Raw genomic sequence first — 15,121 nt, forward strand, 5'->3', positions numbered from 1 at the left:
AAGGCGGCTTTATTTTTATCATCGGCTTATTATTTCAATGATAAATATGCCTACCCTAGCGGTTAAACAACCACGTTGTGTTTGCGTTCTCACTCTTCATCTAACAGTGCTTGCTGATAAATTTTATTAAACTGTTCAGCAGGTAAGTCTGCCGCAAAGTAGTATATAAGCGCTTTATACTCATCGCTTTGAATTAATTTTGAGAGTGTATTATTAAAGTCCTGCATAAATTTTATATTTTCTTCACTGCGCTCACACATTAAATGCCCAACAGTAAACGATGTTTTTAATTTCAAATCAAAGGAGTGAATATCAGCGTCTGTTATATCGTGCCAATACGTGGCTACATCGCTGGGGTATTCAATAGACGCATCAAACTCTTGCAACTTCGCTAATTGTTGTAATCTAGAGAATATATTTGTGGGAGCTGGTTTTATTTTAGTTTTATCTACCTCTTCAAGTAGAGACATAATGTCTTCGGAGAATATTCTGAATTTTGATAACCCCAACCTTAATTCACTTTGTGACACCAACTCGTCTAAATTTTTTATATGTTTAAATTGAGCCAAGCTATTTGGAGAATAAAGTCGCGGTGCGAGATACAAAGAAAACGGCTTTGATATTAAATAGCGGCTTGCTCGTTCTGGCGTGTTAATTTTATTGGCGAAACAATGACTAATGCCAAATTGCACCTCCGCATTGGTATCTGGCGCTTTTACAAACTCAATTCTGTAATCTCGCATTTCAGCCAAAATTAACTTATAAAGCTGCGCGTCGAGCGATTTTCCTTCGGTAACTGAGTTCATTCGTAGCAAAGACTCATCGTTACTACTTAATACGATTTTTGTTTTATTTGCGTCAAACTCTGCAAAACGCGTATTTTCATAATCTAATTTATATAATGCCTGCAACCGTCCCGATGATTTTAATTTTGGCATTGTTTGGTCAAATTTTCTCGCCAAGGCTTTCCCTTTTTCATTATTCGAAAAGGCTAAATAAATAGGCCTTGCTGGCACAACCTCTACATAATTAAGCTTTGATTTGTACTCTTTGGGAATGTTGTAGTCAAAATCAACGAAAGCATCTATGCGTTTATTGAGTAGCAGTGCCACTGCGTTTTCAATAGTAGAAGCCGGGTAATAATCGTGTGGGTATTCAATAAACTTATCGAAATTGTAGCCATCGAGCCAGCTTAATACTTTGTTGTTTAAATCAGACAGTTTATTAAACTTATGAGCAGAATCTACAAAATACGCATTAATTGGGTAATCGTAGTCTAAATACCAATTAGGATAATAAGCTAAAGGAATATCCTCTTTAGCAACACCAACAACAATATCATATTGTTTTTGTTCAAATAAATTGGTAATTCGTTTGTAAGTACTAAAATCGAACTCGAGCTGTTCATCCGCATAAACTTCTTTTAATAATTCAATATAAACGCCTGTTTCATCCGGATTAGTGTAATCAACCCAGTGAGTCACGCCCACTTTTACAGTAGCAAAAGCCGAGTTTATAAAAACATAAGAAAAAACAAACAACAGTAGTAGGTATTTAACCAAGCGCATTCTCCCAATCACTTAGTTTAATATATGCACCCCCCGTGTACTTTGCAAACTTAGGTTTTAGTTCAAGGTTCAAGGTTCAAGGTTCAAGGTTCAAGGTTCAAGGTTCAAGGTTCAAGGTTCAAGGTTCAAGGTTCAAGGTTCAAGGTTCAAGGTTCAAGGTTCAAGGTTCAAGGTTCAAGGTTCAAGGTTCAAGGTTCAACAATGATACGACCCCGATAAAGTAGACACGGGTTTTTAATTCATTAACTCGTATTGCATGGGACTCACATTTCCTAGCGTGCCATGCATTCTTACTGAGTTGTAGTAGTTTTCGATATAAAAGCGACTTTGTACTGTCATTTCACTACGACTCAGTTCATTTAAATTGTTCATCCATTCTTTTTTATACTGGGCAAAAAAGCTTTCTGAGCAGGCATTATCCCAGCAATTCCCTTTTCTCGACATGCTAATTGTTACCTGTCGGTTGTTCAACCACGATATTGTTTCTTTTGCACGATACTGGCTGCCTTGGTCTGAGTGAAATAATAAGCGACTTCCATCAGGTTTACGTGCATCCCATGTTTTTTTTAACGCTCTAATCACCAAGTCTGCGCTGTTAACTCGACTTGTTGCCCAACCAACGACTTTGCGTGAGTATAAATCTAAAATTACACATAAATACTGCCAACCCTCTCTGCAACGAACTTGCGTTATGTCTGACACCCATACCGTATTGGGTTCATCAACACTAAACTCACGACCCAATAAGTTTTCTGCAGTGATATGCCCCTGCTTTTTTCCGCTACCGGTATATCGGCGTTTACCCGCGGCTGAGCGGTAACCCATACTCTGCAGTAATCGCTGCACACGGCCTTTACTACACTCATACCCATTATCTATAGCGGCTTTCCACAACTTTCTGTAGCCCGGAATACAGTGCTCATCACTACTTACTTTTTTCAAAAACTCAAGCAATGAGTCGTTTTCTGACGCACGTTGACTTAATGATTGCTTTAGCCATTTATAATATCCAGCTTTTGATACTGACAACCATGTGCATAATTTTTTTATCGTTTTCTTAGCTGTCGCAGCTTGGTGAATATACTCAAATCTTATTCTTTTCGGCTGTCCAAGTAGGCCTTCGCCTTTTTTAACACATCGTTCTCCAACTGCGCATCTTCCAATTGCTTTTCAAGCTTACGCACTTGGCGCTCCAAATCTTTATATGACTTATCAGGGCCTTGGTTTTTAATTGGGTTAGATGTACTTTTTGACGTCATTTTTCGTCTCCATTTAGATAATAAGACAGGGTTAATGCCCAGCCGATGAGCTATTACATTAACAGTATCTGGAGAGTCTAACGATTGTTCAACTGCTTTTGTTTTAAATTCAATTGAATGACTACGCCTAGTTTTGATTTTCATAACACTTATTCCTTAAATAAGTGTCCACTTTTATAGAGTCGTATCACAAAATAAAAACAAAAGCGCTGCTCAATAACAACGTTTTTTAGTATTAGCTTTGCTTAAAAGTCATAGAAAAGTTTGTGATAGTAATATCTTAGGTAATTTGTTAAAACTATATAAATTAAATAAATGAGCGTGACATAGTAGAAACCTGCGCGACGCGCGGACTAGAAAATAGTAAGGTGCAAGGAGTAAATATTAAGCGAATGAGCAATATTAATTTAATTGATTTACGCATTAAAATAATGCTAGAAGTTTTAAGCTTATGCTCAATAAACATCTCTGATGATTTTAATTCTCAAATTATTTCAATACTCGAATTAGACAATATCCGTGACTATGGATTTGTAATAGATTCTTTGTATCTGCTCGAAGATACTCAACTAGCTAAGGATGACTTCTACAATCATGGAATCAATATACATGAATCGAGAAACGAAAAATTTGGTGAAGCATACTTACGCATGTACGGAATATTCAATGCCTGTTATCTTCAGCTACAAGCTTTAATAGCACTATCTTCTAAATTAAAAATACCATTTTCAAAGAGTGAGGCGGACGAGTTACCAATCTTTCTATTTAGGACGTATTACGCTTCACACACCGTAAACACAGGATATAGCTCTGATAGACGTTCTTATATTCTCGACCGACATGCACTATTAAATGGTTCTGTTGAAGGCTATTCGTCAAATACAAATGGTGAAGATCATTTTGTAAAGGCAGACATCCTCGAACTCTTATATGAGTGGGATTATTTCCTAGCCAAAAATCTTAAATCCATGTCATCAAAGTTTACTGATAAAATTGAAATTATTCCTCACGATGAATTCGATTTATCTAAGATCTCGGAGCTTATTAAGTCAGAAGCTGAAATAGAATCATAATGCACCTAACAAGCAACTAATCAGGAGAAATAACTATTGGTTTTAGGTAAATCGATAATTCGATGTTTATTTTTATTATATCTGTTTAGATTTGGCTCTTCTGCTGCATCATGCATTCAAACTGATGATCAAGTTGCAGCATGGAACTTAAAATACAATCATTTATTTAATGTAAGTGTACAGCAAAATAATAGTTCATTTTCCGTTACAGTATATTTACCAGAGAAAATTAAAGAAGAGATGTTTAATTTTGTTTGGGTTGCAGTAGGTGAGCAAGATGACCCACTATTTGCCATACCAACAACTGTGGTCAAAGAAGAAGGAAAGACAAAAGCTTGGTTTATTGCTAAACCTCTTAATGGCGAAAAGTATGCATTTATTTTTAGCTATGGAAAAGGTTGCGGCATTGAAATTGAAGTACCTGTTGAGTTTAAAGAAAAAACATAACAACCATAATGGAGTTTGAAAATGAGAAAAGAGTTCGAATTCACGGTCAAGGGTCATAAAATTAAAATTGTTAACTCATGGTTTGGTGGTGTAAAACTATATGTTGATGGCGATTTTCGTGATCAACATTCTACTTTTATTGTTAATGGCAAAACAGCACTTCTTTCAGCTAAACTTGCTGATCTTGGTATTTTAGAGATTTTCCCCATATCTGCTTTAATATCTGTAGAAATGGATGCATTTTTAATTACGGACGATGAAAGGTTGCAAGTATACAGCTCACATAAGCGTTTAAACTTAACACAGCAGCGATTAGCAAAATAAACACATAGGTAAAATATGAGACCATTATTGGCCCCTTTATTACTCATTATTGCTGGATGCAGTAGTGTTGCGCAAAAAGAAGAACAATATTCGCCGTGCTCTGAAGCATGGTTTAACTATGTTGAACAGCAAATTAATACCGGTGACGGTTATGGACATGGTCCAGACATTGGCTCTTTAGAATGGCGCTCTGTGATCATGTTTAAACTCGGTATTAGAGATAAGCCAAATGTACCAGAATTAAATACACAGCTGTGGTGTCAGTTTATTGATGAAAATTATATTTAAAGCCAGCTTAACTTTATGAGTTGAAATTTGTATAGTTAGGTTGGGTTCATAACCCAACCTTGTATCTACGTTATATAACTTAACGCAGAGCAGCTTACAGCTGCCCTTTAACTAATCCCCAAATACTTATGTACTTGAATTGATAAGCGCCAGTTTTTGACGATACAAGTATCAATGGCTAATTTAGTGGCTGAGGTTTTTTGGCTGATTGGCTGCAAATATACCAGTTTTGGGTTTACGCCGGTGGCGGTAAATAGCTCTTCCAGTTCTTCTACGTGTTTTTGCATAGCAACCGGGTGTTTAATTTCATCGGCGCGTTGCATAGCACTGCTCAATACTTTGTAACCACCGCGCATATTAATTTTTGGCGATACCGTGACCCACGTTTGTGCAGGGGCGAGTATTTCGAAGGTGCCACTGGTTTCTATTTGTGTGCTAAAGCCATGATCATGCAGTAAATTACATAATGGGTTCAAATCATACATGCAAGGTTCGCCACCGGTTATAACAACATGCTTGGCGGTATAGCCACGGGATGTAAATAACTCCAGTACTTGCGAGGCACTGGCCTCAGCCCAATGATCTGAATCGGCTTTTTTTTCTACCGTGTCATCAAGTGATACTTTATATACGTTATCAACATCCCAGGTTTGCTTTGTGTCGCACCATGAACATCCCACAGGGCAACCTTGCAGGCGTAAAAAAATAGACGGCGTACCAGTAAAACTCGCTTCACCTTGAATGGTTTCAAACACTTCATTAATTTTGTACAAAAGAAATCTCACTTACAACCTGACGGCAAAATTGTTACTATTAGAAATCACAAAGCATGGTGCAAAAATTGTCATTTATGCCTTGGCCGTGTAGTATATCGCGCCCTGATATAAACCTCTATCAAAACTAAAGAGCAAACCACGTATGACGCAAAAAGTAGTTGTTATTTATTCCGGCGGTATGGACTCATTTACTGTATTAAATAAAGCCCTGCAGCAAGGCCATGATGTTTATGCCCTCTCGTTTGATTATGGTCAGCGTCATGTTAAAGAACTTAAAGTCGCCGCCAGCGTATGTGAAAAGCTAAATGTACCGCACAAAATTGTTGATATATCGGCAATTAATCAGCTTATTGGTGGTTCGTCGTTAACAGACGATATTGATGTGCCAGAAGGCCATTACGAAGAAGAAAGCATGAAAAGCACCATTGTGCCTAATCGCAACATGATTTTACTTTCTTTAGCGGTAGGTTATGCGGTGTCGCTTAAAGCAAGCAAAGTATATTACGGTGCGCATTCGGGCGATCATGCTATTTACCCAGATTGCCGCCCTGAGTTTGTTAAAAAGATGGATGATGTGTGTCGTATTGCTAATTACGATGCGGTAGAAATTTTTAGCCCGTATTTAAATAATACTAAAATCGATATTTTAACCGATGGTATTAAAATGGGATTAGACTACAGCCAAACATGGACCTGTTATAACGGTCGTGATAAGGCCTGTGGCAAATGTGGCGCTTGCCAAGAACGTTTAGAAGCCTTTGAGCTGAACAACGTAACCGACCCGCTTGAATACGAGTAAAGTTTAAAATAAGCACACTATAAGGCTACCAAGGGTAGCCTTTTTTAGTATGAAAAAACATTAAAGCCAGCGTTTTACCCGCGATTTGTAATCCTCAAATTGCTCACCAAATAACTGATGTAACGCCCGCTCTTCGGGAATGATTTGAAACAGCGTTAAATAACCAACGTAGCCCACAATACCTAAAAAAGCCCAAATAGAGCTTAGCCACACGCCCCACCCCGCCAGTATAAAAGCAAAGCCTAAATACATAGGGTTACGTGAGAGTTTATATACCCCTGAGGTAACTAAGCTTGTTGCTTGCTCAGGTTTATTTGGTAGTACCGTGGTTTTGGCTAAACGAAAACTGACGACCCCAGCAATACAAAAGAAACAACCTATGCCGACTAATCCTAATGCTAGGTAAGTTATGAAGGCGGTAAAGTCTATTACTGTGTAATGCGCAATCAGTGCCATAAGAGCAGCGAAAAATACCACAACGACAACCGGTGGAATTTTATTATTTAACATACCTATTCCTTGTATCGATTAAAAAAACTACATGGTTACTATATGGTGGCAGCACAAATAATAACAATGACTTTATAAATACAAATAAAGTTACAATTTATTGCCTTTATCGGCGCTTAATTATGGTTATAATTTAAACTTAAAATAAAATTAAAGGAAGTAATTATGTCTGGCACGACAATGATAGTTCTCATTGTACTAATTTCTGTAGGTTCGGGGGTTATTTACGATATGTATAAAAAGCACCTTGAATTTAAACATAAAGTTCAAGACAACAATCAAGATGCTCATAAGCAACTAGCAGAAGTAACCGCGCAAGTGACTGAACTCAAACAGCGAGTACAAACACTTGAAGCCATTGTTACCGACTCAAGCTATAGCGTAAAACAAGAAATAAACAAACTATAGCCGTCCCTTAGTTATAAATAATTAGGGTATAAATGTGCATTTTCTGGCTGCTCTATACCATGGGCAGCTAAAAACCCGCCAATGGCTTGTCCACACCCTTGGGGTGCCCTGCCGCTGTCTATTTCAAAGTTTAACTGATTCGCCTCTTGCTTACCCATAGAACATAAACTAACTGAACTTGGTGAACGCATGGCAATGCTTAGCTCCCCGACCTGCTCTGCGTGTACATCTTTACTAAAGCGCGCAAAGCCTTGGTATTTAAAATGCTCACTCACATACTCGTTACTTACAGCAACAAGTGCGGCAATAAAGCTATGTAAAAAGCTGTTGGTTGTTGCATCAGGTACTAAAAATGACAAGGTTTTATTATTAAATTCGCTTAGCTGACAACTATCGCAATGAAGTTTAACCGTATACACCTGCTCGCCGGTGATTATGGCTTGGCAGTTAATTAGCGCAATTTTATTCTCCGCAAACACCAGGCGCTCTATCAGGTCGTTCAATGGAATATTTTTAAACGATGTGCTTTTAACAAGCTCAGGGTTTTGCGCCATAACAGGTAAATCATGATGATTATTAAACGGCGTGCTGGTTGCGCCTTGATGCTGCAGCTGAAAAAGCTCTCTTACTTCATGCTCGCGTGCCACTTTCAATGCTAAAAATGCTGTTTGAATAAGCTCTGAGGTTGGCAAATTTTGCTCTACTGGCCAGCGACGACCAAACAGTAACTTTTTTGCTTTGCTCTCAGCACGATAATTATCTGGACTAAGTACCGCCACTTGCAGATAAATATCACTGTTTTTTTCTGCAGCTAACACACTAAAGTGAGTAGAAAAACTAATGTCGTTAAGCACTTCATTAACGCTGGCTAGCGTATGTTTGTAACGTAAAAAATGCTGGGGAACAATCCAGTTATTATTAGCCAATTGCACTAACGGTGCATACGAAATCGGTTGCTCGTAACTGTGTTGCCACTTTTGCCCATCGCCTAATAATGGCTCAATTTTTATATTTTTATCTGACATATTTAAACCAAATAAATCCGCCTGATGGCAAGATATTAACTATGAAGCACTTTACGTAGTTAATCACAAAAACCGATCACACTGACAGGAGTATTTAGCATTCAAATACTCGTTGATACTCTGTTATAACTTTTTGATAGTAAAGTCTATCTTTATTGAGCATTCGAGTATAATGGTTAAGCAATTGCTGCTGATATTGATGATGTTGTGGATTGTGTTTATCCCACATTTGAGCACCGGTTTGAGTGAGTGTTTGGCTGGCATTTACACTAACGTGTAATACTTCGTAAAAACGTTTGTTTTCAACAATAATTTGCTCGTTTTCGAGCTTTAAATTACAGGCTTTTAAACCTGCACGCACTTTGTAAAGATGCTGAATGGGGCAAATAATAAAACTGAGTTGTTGCAAGCTTTGCGGGTGGTTGGCAATAATTTGTTCAATAAGCTTTAAACATAAATCGCCCCCCACACCAGCAATAACCACCACTTGCTTTGCAGCTGTTGGCAATTTAATTTGCGCAACATCTTCGCAGCGCACTTGCCATGAAGGTAAAGATTTACCTTGCTCAAATTGTTGCAGCGACTGTTCGAGCGCTTCCATTAACGTTGGAATAATATCCACAAAATTTATATGTTTTGCTATACCGCGCTCAAGTAACGCCATCCCTAAAAAGCCATGATCGCAGCAACAATCCCAAACAATATCGTAAGGCTCTGTAATTAATGAATTGATGGCGTTTAAACGTTTACTCAGTTTCATTTAACTCACTATGTTTTTGTTTTGTACACCAATGCTTTTAAGCTTTTATCGCTATCAATTTCAATAAAGCGATCAGTCGGTTCTAGGCGTTTAACAAACTCAATAGCACCTTGAGTATGTTCTTGAATAAGTGCTTTAAAGTCGTTTTCTGAAAGCTCTGGGCTATTAGCGCATAACAACAACTGTGTAGTGTCGTTTAAAAGCTCTGGAAGTCTGCGCAGCACTTTTTGGTAGTCTTTTGTTAATATAAAACTGCCTTTTTGAAAACTGGGTGGATCAACAATAATTAAATCAAACGGTGCGGCTTTTTTTAGCTTACCAAACGACTTTAAAATATCATGCGGTAAAAAACTGACGCCCCTATCAACATTGTTTAATTGATGGTTTTGCTTACCGACTTTTAACACGCCTTTGCTCATATCCATGTTCATCACATGATCGGCACCGCCGTGCATAGCCGCTACCGAAAAACCACAAGTATAAGAAAACAGGTTAAGTACTTTGGCATGTTTACTATTGTCCATGACAAACTCACGGCCTTTTCGCATATCTGGAAAAATACCGGTGTTTTGCTTACTCATTAAATCAACCAAAAAACGCACACCATTTTCGGCTACGCTATGGCGCGCGGGCAATTGCCCGTGAACAAGGGTGTTATGGCTTTGCAGCCCCGCTCGCTGCTGATACACCAATGCAGTAATTAGCTCTGGATGATGTTGTTGTGCCCACTGCCATAACATATCGGTGAGCGTAGTGAGTGTTACCTCATCAATTTCACTGTATGACACCAAAAACAAACTCGGTGGATAAAAGTCTAAGTTAATATGGCTTAGCGCTTCTACGCTGTGGCCGCGACCATGAAATACGCGGCATAATTCGTTATCTGCAAAAGGCGTGTCTGCTAATGCATTAATAAGAGGAGTAAAATCGATTGTCATTTAATTAATCAACTGTTGTTGTAGTTCATGTATTTCGTCGCGTACAGAGGCGGCTTTTTCAAATTCTAAATCACTGGCGTAGGCATGCATTTTGGTTTCAAGCTGCTTAATTTGCGTGGCAATTTCTTTCGCACTAAGAATTTTTTTAGACTCTTTACGAATAAGCTGTAAGTTATCTTGCGGTGAAGCATCTTCACCTACATCCATTACATCGAGTATCTTTTTGATCAGTGCTTTAGGCTCAATACCGTGCTTAACATTATAAGCATGCTGTATATCGCGGCGGCGCTGGGTTTCATCAATGGCTTTGGCCATCGACTTAGTGATTCTATCACCGTATAAAATAGCACGACCATCAAGGTGGCGCGCAGCACGGCCTATGGTTTGAATAAGCGAGCGAGCTGAGCGTAAAAAGCCTTCTTTATCGGCATCTAAAATAGCTACTAATGCCACTTCTGGCATATCTAAACCTTCACGTAGTAAGTTAATGCCTACTAACACATCAAACACACCGGCACGTAAATCACGAATAATTTCGACCCGCTCTACGGTGTCTATGTCAGAGTGTAAATAGCGTACTTTTACATTATGTTCGCTTAAATAATCAGTTAAATCCTCAGCCATGCGTTTGGTCAGTGTTGTTACTAACACGCGCTCGCCTTTTTCAACACTTTTATAAATTTCTGAGAGTAAGTCATCAACCTGATCGCCAACCGGGCGCACTTCTATTAATGGGTCAAGTAAGCCGGTTGGACGAATAACTTGTTCAGCAACCTCGCCATTGCTGCGCTCTAATTCAAAATCACCCGGTGTGGCCGACACATAAATAGTTTGCGGTGCAATGGCTTCAAATTCTTCAAAACGCAGTGGACGGTTATCCATGGCCGAGGGCATTCTAAAGCCATATTCAACGAGGTTTTCTTTACGGCTTCTGTCGCCTTTATACATAGCGCCAATTTGCGAGACAGTTACGTGCGATTCATCAATAATCATTAATGCATCGTCGGGTAAATAATCAAGTAATGTCGGCGGTGGATCGCCAGGTGTGCGCCCCGATAAGTAACGACTGTAGTTTTCAATGCCTGAGCAATAACCAAGTTCGGTCATCATTTCTATGTCATATTGGGTACGCTGCGCAATACGTTGCTCTTCAACTAATTTATTAGCGCTGAGTAATTGTGCCCTGCGCTCTTTAAGCTCAACTTTTATTTTTTCGATGGCTTCGAGTATTTTTTCTCGTGGCGTTACATAGTGAGTTTTAGGGTAAATAGTTGCACGCACTATGTGTTTTTCAACAGCACCAGTGAGGGGGTCAAAAATACTTAGGCGTTCAACTTCATCATCAAACATTTCTACACGTACTGCATAGGTATCTGATTCAGCGGGAAATATATCCACCACTTCGCCGCGAACACGATATGTACCACGACTAAAATCAATATCGTTACGGGTGTATTGCAGCTCTGCAAGGCGGCGCAGCATATCGCGCTGGTCGACTTTTTCGCCCACTTTTAAAAGCAGCATCATTTTCATGTATGAATCAGGATCGCCCAGACCATAAATCGCCGATACCGACGCAACGATTATGGTATCGCGACGCTCTAACAGCGCTTTAGTGGCGCTGAGCCGCATTTGCTCAATGTGTTCATTGATGGATGCATCTTTTTCAATAAAGGTGTCGCTGGCTACCACGTAGGCTTCTGGTTGGTAGTAATCGTAGTAAGATACAAAGTACTCAACCGCATTATGCGGGAAAAATTCTTTCATCTCGCCGTATAATTGCGCCGCTAAGGTTTTATTGTGCGCCATAATTATAGTGGGGCGATTTAAATCACTAATGATGTTAGCCATCGTGAAGGTTTTTCCCGTCCCTGTTGCGCCCAATAAGGTTTGATGAGCAAGCCCTGCTTCTAAACCTTCGCACAACTGAGCGATAGCGGTAGGCTGATCCCCAGCGGGTTTAAATTTTGATTCTAACTGAAAATGATCGCTCAATGACTACACTCCTGTAATGCTTGACTGCTTAACGCTTCAATTTCTTTCATAAACCACTTATAGGCTACAAGGGCTGTGAATAAATTACCAATGGCCGCGCCAATAAACAAGCCGATTAAACCTGCCAGTTCATTCCCGATATACGCAAAGGGAACATAAAAAATAAATAACCGAATGACGCTCAAAACTAAGGCGTTCATGGGTTTGTGTAAAGCGTTAAACGAGGAGTTGGATAAAATGATCACTCCTTGCAAGCCATAACTTAATGGGATGGTATAAATAAACAGTTTTATGACATCAACAACGGCTTGCTCTTTACCAAATATTTCACTGATGACGCCTGAGAACATAATTAATAAAATATAAATAACAAACTGCCATAACATCACAAATTTTAAGGTTCCTAGGTAGGCATCCTTTACGCGAGAAAAATGACTGGCTCCAAAGTTTTGACTAATAAAAGGTGGCAAAGTCATCGATAATGCTAATACCACCAAACTCGCTATTGATTCTATTCGACTCCCTACTCCAAAAGCAGCCACAGCCTCTGGACCATGATGTGCAACCAATGCCGTCATTACTGCCATAGCAACCGGTGTTAGCATGTTAGCACCTGCTGCGGGTAAGCCTATTTTTAATATTTTACGAATTGCTCCAATAACCGTTTGCGACCCTGCTTTTAAACTCAATAAGCGCTTTTTAGCAATTAATAAGTATAAAATAATTGCCACAGCAACTGCCCATGCTATAACACTGGCGATGGCGGCTCCTTTAATGCCAAACGCAGGAATGGGGCCAAAACCAAAAATAAGTACAGGATCGAGTACCGCATTGATAAGCCCCGCTCCACCCATAATAATACTCGGTGTTTTAGTATCGCCACTGGCACGCAGTACAGAATTACCAATCATCGGGGTAATTAAAAATACACTGCCTAAAAACCAAATACTGATATATTCATGAATGAGCGGTAATACTTGCTCCCCAGCTCCGAGTAAAGTAAAAATAGGATCAATTAATAAATAGCCACACGTAGATAAAACCAACACTAATACCACCGCAATCAACAACGATATACTGGCATCAAAACGCGCTTCTTCAATATTGTTACTGCCTAATGCTTTTGCTATTACCGCTGAGGTACCTATGCCTAAACCAATCGCTAAACTAATAACGGTAAAAGTGACGGGAAATGTAAAGCTCACTGCAGCAAGCGGCTCAGTACCCAATAAGCTAATGAAAAAAGTATCAACTATGTTGAACATCATTAGGGTGATCATCCCAAAGATCATCGGAATGGTCATTGTCTTTAATGTAGGCAAGATTGGGGCGGTGAGTAAATCAGGGCGAGTATGTGATTGAGAATGTGCGCGCATAAAATAAATAAGCCTCTTTTACTGAACGGCATATTTTAAAGCATCCGAGCTGTTCAAGCCATGCTTTATTAAATCTAAACAATTAATTAAACGTTTAATCTACAAACTGTTATTTTTATGCCTTTGTAAACAAATTTTGCGCTAACACACTAAAAACCAAATAAAATACATTTATGTAACTTTTGCAACATTTATTTTTTAGGTTTTGTTGATTTATCACACAGTCAGAGACTGTGTTTTATCGTCACGAAAAATTTTATTTATCGATTAAGTGAGTAACTTAGCTGAATCGTAAGCTATTGTTTTTAAATGTATAAAAAAAAAGCTTTTAAATACTTGAAATCGTTGTAGCGCCCTACAATGCTGGGGGTGCTGATGTTCTTAAAGTTTCATAAACAGAGTTATCCACAGAAACCGTGGATAACTCAATCAACCCCACGTTTATAAAGGGCTACAACCGAGTGCTAAATTGTCTGATCATTTGGTTTTTTCCGTTACCAATATGCAAACAGCATAGTATGCCCCTGTTATGTGTATGAAGGCGATATTTTCTTAGACTAATATCAGTGAGTAACACACTCAAACAGGTAGCTAACTCATTGATTGTTTTATTTTTGTACAAAGCATTGCTGCTGCAGTCAAAATTTATATTATGTTTTAGCGCTAGTTTTAGTTTACGTAACTAATACGCATTTAGTTCAACCGTTTTAACGTACCAAAAATAAAAAGGAGCCATTTATTTTAAATAAGTTAATTATCGCTTTATAAAAATACAGGAAATAGAACGCGTTTTTGCTATTAAAAGCCGTTTTCTTAAATTTTACTCATCACTTTATTAGCTCAAATTACAAACTTCATGCAAATATTACCCTGTTTTTATAAAACAATATCACTGCGCTTTACTTAAATAGTGTTACAAAACGCGCAGATTGCACATAAAAACAACGAATAGACCTCTTTTTTGAATTTATGATCTTTTATATGTTGACACTTTGCTATGCGGTCATTAATATTTCGCCCCGTTGAAAGGCAAGACGCTTCCCCCTTAGCTCAGTTGGTTAGAGCGACGGACTGTTAATCCGCAGGTCCCCCGTTCGAGTCGGGGAGGGGGAGCCAAGTTTTTCAGCCATAAACGATTCCCCCTTAGCTCAGTTGGTTAGAGCGACGGACTGTTAATCCGCAGGTCCCCCGTTCGAGTCGGGGAGGGGGAGCCAAGTTTATGTTTATGATGTAGTTCCCCCTTAGCTCAGTTGGTTAGAGCGACGGACTGTTAATCCGCAGGTCCCCCGTTCGAGTCGGGGAGGGGGAGCCAAGTCATAAAAAGTATATTTTAGTTCCCCCTTAGCTCAGTTGGTTAGAGCGACGGACTGTTAATCCGCAGGTCCCCCGTTCGAGTCGGGGAGGGGGAGCCATTTTACTACAATCACATAGACATACCCTCCAATTTGCTCTACCATTCTTCTTTTAAAATAAAAACTTTTTTTGCTTAAAAAACTAACCATTTGATAACTATTGATATCGAGCTATAATTAGTTTAATAATCATGAGGTTGTGTCCTCCCCCATTTGACATAAA

The 15,121-nt window shown here is 39.0% G+C and carries 15 protein-coding genes and 4 tRNA genes; 10 read left to right on the forward strand and 9 right to left on the reverse strand.

The window, feature by feature from the left end; translation table 11 throughout:
- Positions 1 to 89: 89 nt before the first annotated feature.
- Both KK487_RS09570 and KK487_RS09575 read right to left on the reverse strand, forming a co-directional pair.
- Positions 90 to 1,568: a substrate-binding periplasmic protein gene (locus tag KK487_RS09570; protein WP_036954111.1), complete on the reverse strand. Its 1,479-nt coding sequence runs from the start codon at positions 1,566 to 1,568 to the stop codon at positions 90 to 92.
- Between the two features lie 234 nt (positions 1,569 to 1,802).
- Positions 1,803 to 2,971 (reverse strand): IS3 family transposase gene (locus KK487_RS09575; RefSeq protein WP_128860809.1). Its coding sequence is split into 2 segments (ribosomal slippage): positions 1,803 to 2,701 and positions 2,701 to 2,971, totalling 1,170 coding nucleotides; the frame shifts between segments, so codons are not numbered across the junction.
- A 248-nt stretch (positions 2,972 to 3,219) separates the two neighbouring features.
- On the opposite strand from KK487_RS09575, the gene KK487_RS09580 reads away from it, so the two are divergent.
- Genes KK487_RS09580 through KK487_RS09595 form a run of 4 tightly spaced genes read left to right on the forward strand, consistent with a single transcriptional unit; the run spans position 3,220 to position 4,959 of the window.
- Positions 3,220 to 3,900 (forward strand): hypothetical protein, encoded by a 681-nt coding sequence (locus KK487_RS09580; RefSeq protein ID WP_215521726.1) that lies wholly within the window; start codon positions 3,220 to 3,222, stop codon positions 3,898 to 3,900.
- A gap of 36 nt (positions 3,901 to 3,936) precedes the next feature.
- Positions 3,937 to 4,347, forward strand: coding sequence for a hypothetical protein (locus KK487_RS09585; protein ID WP_252190538.1), 411 nt, complete (start codon positions 3,937 to 3,939; stop codon positions 4,345 to 4,347).
- Positions 4,348 to 4,368: 21 nt separating this feature from the next.
- Positions 4,369 to 4,671: a hypothetical protein gene (locus KK487_RS09590; protein WP_215521727.1), complete on the forward strand. Its 303-nt coding sequence runs from the start codon at positions 4,369 to 4,371 to the stop codon at positions 4,669 to 4,671.
- A 15-nt stretch (positions 4,672 to 4,686) separates the two neighbouring features.
- Positions 4,687 to 4,959 carry a hypothetical protein gene (locus tag KK487_RS09595; protein ID WP_128583772.1) on the forward strand — a complete coding sequence of 91 codons (273 nt, stop codon included), beginning with the start codon at positions 4,687 to 4,689 and terminating at the stop codon, positions 4,957 to 4,959.
- A 107-nt stretch (positions 4,960 to 5,066) separates the two neighbouring features.
- Here KK487_RS09595 and queE read toward each other — a convergent pair whose 3' ends face one another.
- Complete coding sequence (queE, locus tag KK487_RS09600; RefSeq protein ID WP_128583773.1) at positions 5,067 to 5,732, reverse strand: 7-carboxy-7-deazaguanine synthase QueE; 666 nt, start codon at positions 5,730 to 5,732, stop codon at positions 5,067 to 5,069.
- A 145-nt stretch (positions 5,733 to 5,877) separates the two neighbouring features.
- Between queE and queC the strand changes: the two genes are divergently transcribed.
- Positions 5,878 to 6,534: a 7-cyano-7-deazaguanine synthase QueC gene (gene queC / locus KK487_RS09605; protein WP_013465272.1), complete on the forward strand. Its 657-nt coding sequence runs from the start codon at positions 5,878 to 5,880 to the stop codon at positions 6,532 to 6,534.
- 60 nt (positions 6,535 to 6,594) lie between these two features.
- On the opposite strand, the gene KK487_RS09610 is transcribed toward queC, so the two are convergent.
- Entirely contained in the window at positions 6,595 to 7,044 is a 450-nt protein-coding gene (locus KK487_RS09610) for a methyltransferase family protein (RefSeq protein ID WP_128583774.1), read from the reverse strand.
- Between the two features lie 165 nt (positions 7,045 to 7,209).
- Between KK487_RS09610 and KK487_RS09615 the strand changes: the two genes are divergently transcribed.
- Positions 7,210 to 7,452 carry a hypothetical protein gene (locus KK487_RS09615; protein WP_013465274.1) on the forward strand — a complete coding sequence of 81 codons (243 nt, stop codon included), beginning with the start codon at positions 7,210 to 7,212 and terminating at the stop codon, positions 7,450 to 7,452.
- An 11-nt stretch (positions 7,453 to 7,463) separates the two neighbouring features.
- Here KK487_RS09615 and KK487_RS09620 read toward each other — a convergent pair whose 3' ends face one another.
- The 5 genes from KK487_RS09620 to KK487_RS09640 form a co-directional block, all read right to left on the reverse strand.
- On the reverse strand, positions 7,464 to 8,477 hold the full coding sequence (locus KK487_RS09620; protein WP_128583775.1) for a hypothetical protein: 1,014 nt from the start codon (positions 8,475 to 8,477) through the stop codon (positions 7,464 to 7,466).
- A gap of 94 nt (positions 8,478 to 8,571) precedes the next feature.
- The gene (locus tag KK487_RS09625; RefSeq protein ID WP_128583776.1) at positions 8,572 to 9,237 is read right to left on the reverse strand and encodes a tRNA (adenine(22)-N(1))-methyltransferase TrmK; all 666 of its coding nucleotides are present in this window, start codon (positions 9,235 to 9,237) and stop codon (positions 8,572 to 8,574) included.
- An 8-nt stretch (positions 9,238 to 9,245) separates the two neighbouring features.
- Complete coding sequence (locus KK487_RS09630; RefSeq protein WP_215521728.1) at positions 9,246 to 10,175, reverse strand: class I SAM-dependent methyltransferase; 930 nt, start codon at positions 10,173 to 10,175, stop codon at positions 9,246 to 9,248.
- Entirely contained in the window at positions 10,176 to 12,170 is a 1,995-nt protein-coding gene (uvrB, locus tag KK487_RS09635) for an excinuclease ABC subunit UvrB (protein ID WP_013465278.1), read from the reverse strand.
- Positions 12,167 to 13,546: an MATE family efflux transporter gene (locus KK487_RS09640; RefSeq protein WP_128583777.1), complete on the reverse strand. Its 1,380-nt coding sequence runs from the start codon at positions 13,544 to 13,546 to the stop codon at positions 12,167 to 12,169. Before KK487_RS09640 ends, uvrB begins: the two co-directional genes overlap by 4 nt.
- A 1,039-nt stretch (positions 13,547 to 14,585) precedes the next feature.
- Between KK487_RS09640 and KK487_RS09645 the strand changes: the two genes are divergently transcribed.
- The 4 genes from KK487_RS09645 (at position 14,586) to KK487_RS09660 (ending at position 14,958) form a co-directional block, all read left to right on the forward strand.
- Positions 14,586 to 14,662, forward strand: a tRNA-Asn gene (locus KK487_RS09645).
- A 21-nt stretch (positions 14,663 to 14,683) separates the two neighbouring features.
- Positions 14,684 to 14,760: transfer RNA gene (locus KK487_RS09650), tRNA-Asn, on the forward strand.
- 21 nt (positions 14,761 to 14,781) lie between these two features.
- Positions 14,782 to 14,858: transfer RNA gene (locus KK487_RS09655), tRNA-Asn, on the forward strand.
- A 23-nt stretch (positions 14,859 to 14,881) separates the two neighbouring features.
- Positions 14,882 to 14,958, forward strand: a tRNA-Asn gene (locus tag KK487_RS09660).
- Positions 14,959 to 15,121: the final 163 nt, after the last annotated feature.

The sequence above is a fragment of the Pseudoalteromonas sp. SiA1 genome (assembly GCF_018732205.1).
Classification (GTDB): domain Bacteria; phylum Pseudomonadota; class Gammaproteobacteria; order Enterobacterales; family Alteromonadaceae; genus Pseudoalteromonas; species Pseudoalteromonas tetraodonis.